This is a genomic window from Acidovorax sp. HMWF029 (genome assembly GCF_003060895.1).
Classification (GTDB): Bacteria; Pseudomonadota; Gammaproteobacteria; order Burkholderiales; family Burkholderiaceae_C; genus Acidovorax.
The window spans coordinates 1-8,958 of record NZ_QAIH01000002.1; the positions used below are offsets into that span (position 1 = coordinate 1).

10 protein-coding genes and 1 pseudogene are annotated in these 8,958 nt (G+C 55.5%); 8 read left to right on the forward strand and 3 right to left on the reverse strand.

All coding sequences use genetic code 11. From position 1 onward, the window contains the following. Positions 1–218: 218 nt before the first annotated feature. From DBR12_RS00165 to DBR12_RS00195, 7 genes and pseudogenes are all read left to right on the forward strand, one after another. Positions 219–1,111 (forward strand): annotated as a pseudogene (locus DBR12_RS00165) (DNA polymerase domain-containing protein); the annotation flags it as partial. 312 nt (positions 1,112–1,423) lie between these two features. Further along, positions 1,424–2,302: a hypothetical protein gene (locus DBR12_RS00170; protein ID WP_108615397.1), complete on the forward strand. Its 879-nt coding sequence runs from the start codon at positions 1,424–1,426 to the stop codon at positions 2,300–2,302. Between the two features lie 8 nt (positions 2,303–2,310). Beyond that, positions 2,311–2,973, forward strand: coding sequence for a hypothetical protein (locus tag DBR12_RS00175; protein WP_146185424.1), 663 nt, complete (start codon positions 2,311–2,313; stop codon positions 2,971–2,973). 170 nt (positions 2,974–3,143) lie between these two features. Next, positions 3,144–3,494 (forward strand): hypothetical protein, encoded by a 351-nt coding sequence (locus DBR12_RS00180; protein ID WP_146185425.1) that lies wholly within the window; start codon positions 3,144–3,146, stop codon positions 3,492–3,494. A 144-nt stretch (positions 3,495–3,638) separates the two neighbouring features. Next, positions 3,639–3,983: a hypothetical protein gene (locus DBR12_RS00185; RefSeq protein ID WP_146185426.1), complete on the forward strand. Its 345-nt coding sequence runs from the start codon at positions 3,639–3,641 to the stop codon at positions 3,981–3,983. A 45-nt stretch (positions 3,984–4,028) separates the two neighbouring features. Beyond that, positions 4,029–4,484 (forward strand): hypothetical protein, encoded by a 456-nt coding sequence (locus DBR12_RS00190; protein ID WP_108615401.1) that lies wholly within the window; start codon positions 4,029–4,031, stop codon positions 4,482–4,484. A gap of 111 nt (positions 4,485–4,595) precedes the next feature. Then, entirely contained in the window at positions 4,596–4,964 is a 369-nt protein-coding gene (locus DBR12_RS00195) for a hypothetical protein (RefSeq protein WP_108615402.1), read from the forward strand. 160 nt (positions 4,965–5,124) lie between these two features. Here the strand turns inward: DBR12_RS00195 and DBR12_RS21875 are convergent, their stop codons facing one another. The 3 genes from DBR12_RS21875 to DBR12_RS21880 all read right to left on the reverse strand — a co-directional run bounded on the left by DBR12_RS21875 (position 5,125) and on the right by DBR12_RS21880 (position 7,215). Continuing rightward, positions 5,125–5,580, reverse strand: a complete 456-nt coding sequence (locus tag DBR12_RS21875) for a hypothetical protein (protein WP_146185427.1) — start codon at positions 5,578–5,580, stop codon at positions 5,125–5,127. 241 nt (positions 5,581–5,821) lie between these two features. Further along, entirely contained in the window at positions 5,822–6,391 is a 570-nt protein-coding gene (locus DBR12_RS00200; RefSeq protein ID WP_146185428.1) for a hypothetical protein, read from the reverse strand. Between the two features lie 230 nt (positions 6,392–6,621). Further along, on the reverse strand, positions 6,622–7,215 hold the full coding sequence (locus tag DBR12_RS21880; RefSeq protein WP_233244226.1) for a hypothetical protein: 594 nt from the start codon (positions 7,213–7,215) through the stop codon (positions 6,622–6,624). A gap of 525 nt (positions 7,216–7,740) precedes the next feature. Here DBR12_RS21880 and DBR12_RS21890 point away from each other — a divergent pair. Continuing rightward, a complete protein-coding gene (locus DBR12_RS21890; RefSeq protein WP_146185431.1) occupies positions 7,741–8,511 on the forward strand; it encodes a hypothetical protein in 771 nt (256 codons plus the stop codon). Positions 8,512–8,958 lie beyond the last annotated feature (447 nt).

The window sequence follows — 8,958 nt, forward strand, 5'->3', positions numbered from 1 at the left end:
TCGCTTCGAACGCCGGATCGACATTCATGTCGCGCTGCTTTCTCTGGCTTGCTGCGTCATCTGCATTCGCCATCTCGCACCGTTTTGTTAGCCGCTCTTAACCTTGGGGTACAAGCTCACGAGAAACTCAATCCGCCGCTGGAGCGACAACAGCACCCGCTCTGCCAGTCGCTCTTTATTGGGAACAGGCGATAAGGTCCAAAGATGCTGCTGGTAGCTCCCAAGCCCTGAAGCTGCTCATGAACTCCTTCGCCGGGGTGCTCGGCGCGTCCGAGTGCCGCTTCTTCAATCCGAAGCTGGTGTCCGCCGTGACCCTGCGCGGCCACGAAGTGATGAAGCTCACTCGGACTTTCGTGGAGCAGCGCGGATACCAGGTCATCTACGGAGACACCGACTCCATCTTCATCTGGCTCAAACGCACCTATCCCAACGCGGAGGCGCACGCCATTGCGGCCGGCCTGGTGCAGGAGATCAACGCCTGGTGGACCCACAATCTGCGCGAGGAGCAGCAACTGGAGAACTTCCTCGAAATCGAGTTCGATACCCACTACGCCAAATTCTTCATGCCCACCATACGAGGATCGGATGTCGGCAGCAAAAAGCGCTAAGCCGGGCTGAGCGTCGATGAAGAGGGTCGGGAGGAGGTGGTCTATCGCGGGCTGGAGATGGCCCGCAGCGACTGGACCCCGTTGGCACGCCAGTTCCAGGAGGGCTTGCTGTCACGCATCTTCCATGGCGAGCCCTATCAGGCTTTCGTTGCCAACTATGCGCGGTCGATGCTGGACGGCCAAATGGATGCGTTGCTCGTCTACCGAAAACGCCTGCGCCACCGGCTCGATGCCTACGAGGTCAACGTGCCGTCCCAGGTACGCGCGGCGCGCATCGCTGACGCACACAACGCGAAGTTGAACCGCCCTCAGCAGTACCAGGGTGGCGGCTGGACGAGTACGTGATGACGCAAAGCAGCCCCGAACCTCTGGAGGCCTGGCATTCTCGCATTGACTATGAGCACTATCTCGTCAAGCAAATCCAGCCCATCGCGGACGCGATACTTCAACCATTGGGCGACAGCTTTGTGGCATTGACGAGTGCGCAGAAGGTGTTGTTCTAAGGATGTCGGTGGTTGACTTAGTGCTATCCCTGGTGATGGAACTAGCCGACCGGTAGAAAGGGTGTCTGCTTGGCAGCGATTGCGGTCGGTGCCGCTCCGCCGTCGAATGCGTGCTTTGTGCCAGAGAGCAGCCAGTCGCGCCTTGAAAAATTGTCGATGCCAAGCTCACTGCTAGCCCGGGCCTGAGAACATTCATGTGGCCCCCGGCACCTTCAGATGGTGTAAGCGATAGCCCGCGGTCGAGGCTCGGAGCAGCACTTTTTTCGACTACATTTCCTTCAGCAAATTGATACATCTAGAGGGGCTGAAGACGTGCTGATATTTCGTATTGCCGCCATTGCTGCGGCCTTAAGTCTGGGGGCTTGCGCAGTTCCTTTTCACAGGCCCTTAACGGCCGAGAACAAGCAGCGCATTCAATCGGTTGACATTCGGATGGTGATACCGCAAGAGAGCTTCATGGTGTCGGCAAAATCACCGGGCGTTTCTTTGGTCACCGGCGGAGGGTTGATCGGAGCAATGATCGATTCCGGGATCCAGAAATCTCGCCAAACCGATATGGCAGGCGAGATCCGCAGTACGGTTGGGCCCTTGGCGCGATTTGACTTACGGAATGAGGCCAATATCGCCCTTCAGGCAGCCTTGCAAGAGTCAGCGGCTGGTAAAGGGTTGCCTTTCAAAGTTCGCTCAGCCCAGGTGTCGGCAGCGGTTCCAGGAAAGGCTGATTCGGAGCGTCTCTTCGCGGACACCAGCAATGGCCCCGCGGTGATGATGCTGCTGGTGCACTACGCGCTAGAACCTGGCTTGGGGGCATTTACGACACGTACTAGCGCTGTATTGCGGCAGAACGGCAAGACGGAGCCCTCCTTCCAATCTGCAGCGGTCTACCAAATACCGCTTCCGACCGGGTCCCGGGATACCGTTCTGGCTCAACTCACGGCCAATGATGGCCAACTGCTGCGCTCCTATATGCGCGAGTCGGTTACCGAGACCCTGCGAATGGTCGCGCTGGATTGGGAGGGGGTGCCAGTCGGCGCTAACCCTGGTGCTACTGGAAACGCGCGGTCACACCGGTTCAACATGCAAGGCACTGTAGTGGACCTGCCTGCAGCTACCGTAGTCTCAGCGGGAAACCGCACAGTAGTTCGAAGCGAAACGGGAGCGCTGTTCTCGCTCCACAAGGAATCGAAGTGAAGGCGAGCATGACTGGCAAATCCACTTTCTCGATGCGCATAGCCGCAGGCGTTGCCTGCATGCTGCCATTGGCGAGCCACGCTCTATCCGAAGAGCCGCTGGACATGATTTATGAGGCTCCTTATGTATCCGTCTCGCGCGACGCTGTAGGGGCCGTTGCATCGCCCTCGACGGGCAAGCCCTGCGCGTTGTCGCTCCAGTTGAAGGATATTCGCCCCAGCAAGACGACCTTGGGCGCGACTATTTTCATGCTGCCTCAGGTGGGGGGCACGCCTCTCATGGTGCAGAGCATCCGCGGTGGTGACGGTCTACCGTGGCTCCGTGGCGCTGTGCGAACCTTGCAAACCCAACGAATCAGCGTCGCTGAGAGTGCTATTGCACAGGAGTCATCCACTGCGCAGCTGGGCTTAGAAGTGCAGTTGCAGTTGGCTCATGCCTGGCCGGAAGGTATGAATTTGGCTTCGACGGTGGTGTTAGTGGCCCAATATCGTGCTGCCGCGGGCGATGTGAAGCGGAGTTACGTTGGCCAAGGAATGAAAGCGAACTGGGCCAACGGCAACGGTGAATACATGGGGGTGTTGAACGCAGCCATGGCAGATGCGATGGCAGCCTTGGCACAGGATGTCGTCTCGCTTTGCGAAGGGCGTGCGCTGGCGGCTGCTCTCCCGTAGCATGAGCACTTGGGAGGCAATTGCAGGAGGGTACCGTGTGCTACACGCTTCCCGGCTATGTTCCTGCTAGCGCTTTCACCTGGGGCAGAATTCGGCCAGAAGCCGACATTTGCAACCTATGAGCCCGGGACCAACAGGCCAAGGTAAAAAGCCCTAATTGACTCCTCAAGATGCGCACATTTGTAGTTGCCCACTTCATTCTCTCAGTAGCAGCTTTGTGCCTGTGCGCGTATTGCTTCCTGCAAATTCCTTTCGACAAGGTCAGCACAGAGTCCGCCATTGGTGAAATCGAAAGAACATTCGTTGTACGCATGAACTTCGATGCTAAGCAGCTAGAGTATTTCGATTGGCTAGCTAGGTGGATTCGCATGAACGCTGCTGCGTTTAAGAGCGCACACAGCAATCTCTGGCAGGCCGGCGTGTACGGCTTCGGTGCGTTCGGCCTGCTGAGCGCAGCTCTGGGGGTCTTAATGCGGAGAACACTGCGCGCGAATGAATCTGGCAAATCGCAGCAGCGCTGAGGCTGAAGGTGAAATGCAACGGGTGTATTACTTTGCCATCAAGTTCGATGCGCGATGCCCCTTTTGGGACCACTAGTGCCCTTCACGGTGGGGCAGGATTCGGCCACAAGCGGTCGTTCGTTCGCCCTGACTTCGAAGATTTCCATGCGTGACATGTGCTTCTCGGTCGACCACATCGCCGATGACGGCCTAGTCATTGGCAGGAATGGTTACGTCGATATTCCTGTCGGTAGCGTGTTCAACGTCCTGGCCAAGGAGAAGTTAGTGGGCGACCTTCCAGACATTCGGTCAGTCGACCTCGGAGTGGTCGCAGAAGTCCGGCTGCTGCTGACGGAGGTGTGGTGCTATCGCCGCTCAGTCGATGTGATTCCTGGCGGCCATTCTGCTGGCTTGCGCCTTGAGGGGGCAGGCATTGATTCGCTGAAGCGTTCTCTGCAAACGCAGCAGAGTCGCGAAGCCTTGTGGCTGCGAGTTCAAGAGGCCCGATGAGGCCAGACGCCATGAGGCAGAATCCGGCCAACAGCGGAAATTGACATGCCCCACGTGTTCGTCAATGAAAACAGGATCGGAGACGGGCTGATTTGCACTCGGTGGGATGGGTGGGATAACAAGGCTTCCGTCAGCCCTGACTTTTCTCGCTATCGAATCGAGTGGCTGCAATCGGAGGTGTTGGAAGGCTTTGGCCGCTACTGGCGTACCTTCGTTGAGAGCGAACAGAAGAATGACGGAGACGCGCGGCCGCCTCACGGCATATATGCAGAACTCGCCGCCGCGAAGTATCCGTCGCTGCACGAGATGCTGTCCACGCACGGCGGGCTGTTCGCACGGCTGATTGCCCAAGTGCTGCAGACGGAATTCATCGGGTACCTTGTTCCTGAGGAGCCCCGCGTTTCCGATGAAGCGCCATGGTTTCTCTATTCAATGACCGAGGTTGAAGCTACTCGCGATACCGTTGTTGTGCAAGGCCGGTGCTTTTCGCTCAAGGCGTAGTTTGAGGTGTGGTCACTCGAGGTGCTGACTGGCCGGCGCGAATGTCTCCAACGGGCCCGCTAGCGTCCCTCGCCGTGGGGCAGAATCCGGCCAGCAGCGGGCATCGACGCAATGTCCCGTATCTTCAACGAAACCCCAATTAGCATGATCGCCTCGTATAAAAAGCAGTCCAACCAAATGGCCTTCGCCCTCACCGCTATCCTTGTAGCGATTGTGGTGTTGGTCCTTTTGCAGGGCCGCCAGACCAACATCAGCAAACTGTTGGCCTTAGCGGGTGGAGTCTGCTTTTATTGGTCTTGCTGGGCACTTATCAAAGCGAAGGGCCGGACAGGTTGGTGGCTTCTGGCGCCCATTTTGCTCAATTGGGTAGGGGCGCTCATCATTTTTTGCATGAAAGATTTGGCGCCCGAAGATGCCCAGAGCCAAGGAATTTTGGTTCCGGGCGAAGAAGCGTTGCCGGACTGGGCACGGACAAAATAGCGAATCTGCGAAGGTCGCCTAGCGCCCTCTGGAGCCGACCACGGTGAGGCAGAATCCGGCCAAGAGCAGCCAGCAGGACAATCGAAAGCAGACGCTCAACGTGCTAATTCAGCGGGCATTGTTGGCAATCCGCTGCAATGAATTGATGGGCTGAATTGCTTCACTTCGAGTCCCGAACTGGAAATTTTTCCAGAATAGCCCGGCACGAATTGATGATCCCTGGCAAGTGAGACTGATCAATCTCATCTTCGTATTCATGAGTTTCTTTGAAGTGATCTGGCGTGATCGATAGCTTCACATCAATGTGGCCATTGGTAGAAGCCGAGAGTTCAACCGCAAGGTAAGGCTCAATACACTGCAGCTCAGCCTTGCCACTTAGTGATGAGTACATTCGTTCGCAGCCACTAAGCAAACCTGCCAATTCATCAAGACGGACGCAAGAATCGTTTTGAATCCGAACGGCAGAATGTGGATAGATGCAATAGGCCGTCACGCTAAGCCAGTTTCCATCCCAGTAGTCTGTTGCGTCAGGGAACTGACGACCGTGAATCCACATACGCAGACCGCAGATCTTTAGATCTGCATCACCAAGCTGTTCAAGTTCTCTAAAATTCATGTGGAAAAGGCCGCCCGTTGGAGTTGACAGGTTACCAAGGGACGCTCGGCTTAGCCAAGTTTCAACTAGGCAAACGATAACTTTTCAGTGGGTAGGTAGTGAATCAATGACAGCTTTGTGTTGTCCTACGTCGACTCCGGGCCCGCTAGCGTCCCTCGCCGTGGGGCAGAATCCGGCCAAGAGCTGTCACTGGTGACAAAAAACAGTCGCGCGCCCGACGACTTAAGGGGCCAGCGAGCGCTCAATCGCGGTCATGACTAAATGCCTCTGGTGCGCCAACTTTGAGCCAAGCAGTGTGAGACATGCCGTAGTAGTAGAGCAGGCCTTTTCCTAGCTGCTCTTTAGCTTGTGATAGCCCTGTTTCCCGGTAGCATCGCCTCAGGCTTTCCACCTCCGCATTGAACGCAGTTTCCTCCAAAAGTGAGGGAGTCCTACGCATAGGAAAGTTGACCGTGGGAAGTTTGTTCAGCATGGTCACGATGTCTTGCAAGAGTGAGTGCTGAACCTCGATTTCTTCCGTCAGTGGCTCTCCGCAGGCAGCAAGGGCAAGGCTCATTACTTCCTTACCATGCGGCAGGCTCTCTGCTCTGGAGCGAAGGTGGGGGATATAGCTAGCCCTCGGGGCAAGTGCCGATAACCAGGCTCCCCAGTTAGCCTCGCGCCAACCAAATGAAAACAGCAGATCCTGAAGCAGTTCATCGTTTAGTGAACACATCCCCCTGCGGCAGCAGTAGAACAACTCAAGCGGCTCGCATAAGACTGCGGGGTAATCATCAAAATATTTTCTGTATCCCTCGCCGGTGACCTTCATGGACTGCAGCAGACCTAGGATTCGGCCATTGCCTAGCCTCAAGTAGAGCATCTGTTCGGTACTCTGCAATAGATGAAGACTGTCAGTGGAGTAGTAGTAAGGGCGACGCATCTAGCAAGTCTGGCCGTGAACAATGATTGCTTGGGGAAATGGTGGCGCTAGACAGCTTTGGGCCCGTTGAAGACATTCGTTCGACCATGGAGCAGGCGTTAATTCTCCATTAGTCTGCATCAATGCGGCGTTTGTCGAATGCGCTGAAGGACGTCAGAAAACGCAACTCCAAGTTGCATGCGCTTAGCACCTAGCAAATACTGAGGGAAGCTCTCGCACCTAGCTTGGTAGGCGCGGTCGCCATCCTTTTTCAGATGAATGTAAAAGTCCCGCTTGGTGCTTCCGTAGAGGTTCTTTGACCAAGCATCGAGGGACTCACGTCGATTCGGGCTACCTGCTGCCTTTTGTTCAAGCCATCGTTGCCACCGGGATTCAATCTCGACAACCACAGCACTGTTACGCGCTCGCCAATCTTCTACGGCGGCGCTGTTCGCAGGGGAATAGGCAGGGAAGTCTCTCGCGCAAATATCTCTCATGGCCTGCACCTGCTGAATTTCGCCATAGAGCCCTGCGAGATCTGCGGAGTATTGATCTGCTTCGGCATGGACAGCCAATGGGAAGGTCACTGCAAAGACAAAGCGCAAAAAAGAAGAATTCATCGAAAGTTTCACTGTTCGTCGACTACTGCCTCTCATTGCTCGTTCGCTTCGAAACCACATAAATCTGTTGTCCACAGCGCGCAGCGACGATGCTGAGTTGGCCGAGGAAGTCATGCCAGTCTGTCCATTTTGAACCGAACCCGGTTGCGCCAATGTCTCCCCACGCCTTCGGATTGCACATTGAGGCAATTCGCTCGCATGCGTGTTGCGCCATAGACGGTGTCGATGCGCGCGCGACAAGCTCTTCAGCAGAGGTAAGTACAACATGCGTCGCCAGATAGGCGCGTAGCTCCTCGACTTTGTCGAGAACTGGTTGCAGCTCAGCTATTTGAAATCTCAACATGGTGACGACGACCGGTTTGTGCGGGAATTCTGGCTACTTAGCGAAAGGCGGTGCCTGGCCGAATTTTGCCCCACGTTTAGGAATGCTAGTGGTTCCGAAGCAGGCGGCGGAAATTCTTACTTAAAAGGCAGTTGACTCACAAACCGACTCGCTTGCAGTCCGCAAAGTGCTGTTGAAAAACTAGGCCGTATTAGTCACGAAGACTCGCTTGTCCCGTCGTGGATCGCCGGGTTTGCGGCAGGCCGCAAAGCCCCCTCGGAGCGAACCAGTGTCATCCAACGCGGCCCAGCCTCCGCTTGATTTTGCCGGATACATTACGTCAGCAATTTTCAGAACTTTTACTAAGAGATCGCCGCGTGTACCCAAAGGAATACTTTTTGGAGCGGTTTCGGAATGACGAAACCGAAGACCTGTTGCAGCGCTACGCAACTGTAGACCTTGCAGATGAAGCAAAAGAGGCAATTCTTTCTTTGCTCAAATCACGCGGGATTGAAGATTCAAAGTTGCAACCGCTTGTACTGCAAGCGAGGAAGGCGGCCTATCGGCAAACCAAGGGTACAAATGAATGCGATTTCTGTGGTAGCTCCGCCAGATTTTCAGCGCTCTTGGACGAAGGGCAGCGGTTCTGCAGCAAAGCATGCCTGCGTAATGCTCGTCTATTGGAGGTATCTGAGGACATCTCAAAGGAAGAAATCCTCAGCCACGCATTGCGCATCAAGAACGGCACTTGCCCTGAATGCCAGCAAGCCACCTCTAAGATCGAAGTGCGGCGGTACTACCGTGTGTGGTCAGCGGGCATCTTCACTCAATGGACCAACCGTACGCACATTTGCTGCCATTCTTGCGGAAGGAAAACAAACTTTGGCTCGCTGGTTTTCTGCACATTGTTCGGTTGGTGGGGCCTTCCATGGGGCGTCATCATTACCCCAGCCCAAATACTCGCCAACATCACGGAGATGTTTAAGCCATTAGCTGATCCAGCACCGTCCGAGGCTCTGATACAAGCAGCGAGGCTCGATCTTGCTGCAAAGCTATACAAGAAGCGAGCTGCACAAACAAATAGCTAACTTTTCATCGCGGCGGATCGCCTTTGGCATCAGCTGCACTCTTGGGTTGAACGTCCGCTTTTAATACAAGTCAGCGGCCGCTCCTGGCCGAATTCTGCCCCACGGCGAGGGACGCTAGCGGGCCCAGACCCGCCGTTGCGAGGCACCAACCGAAAGCTGCCTTTGACCAGCTGTACGCTGCTGTTGGAAATCCTGCCGTCTGACCACTGCAAGCTATAGTTTGCTGACTTAACGCGTGCCGGGTTTCATGGAGTTTTTATACCTGGGCATTTGAACGAGTCACTCCTTGCAAACCTATGCTGCAAGCCGCCTCCAGGAGAAATTAGTGCCCAGAATATCCCGCAAGGTCCACGTTGAACTAAACCGCTGACGCGGTGGCTCGGCAAGCGCTGGGGGCCACCGCGTTTTGCCTTGTTCGGTTGTGAGCTTGCACAAGGCTGTAGAAGG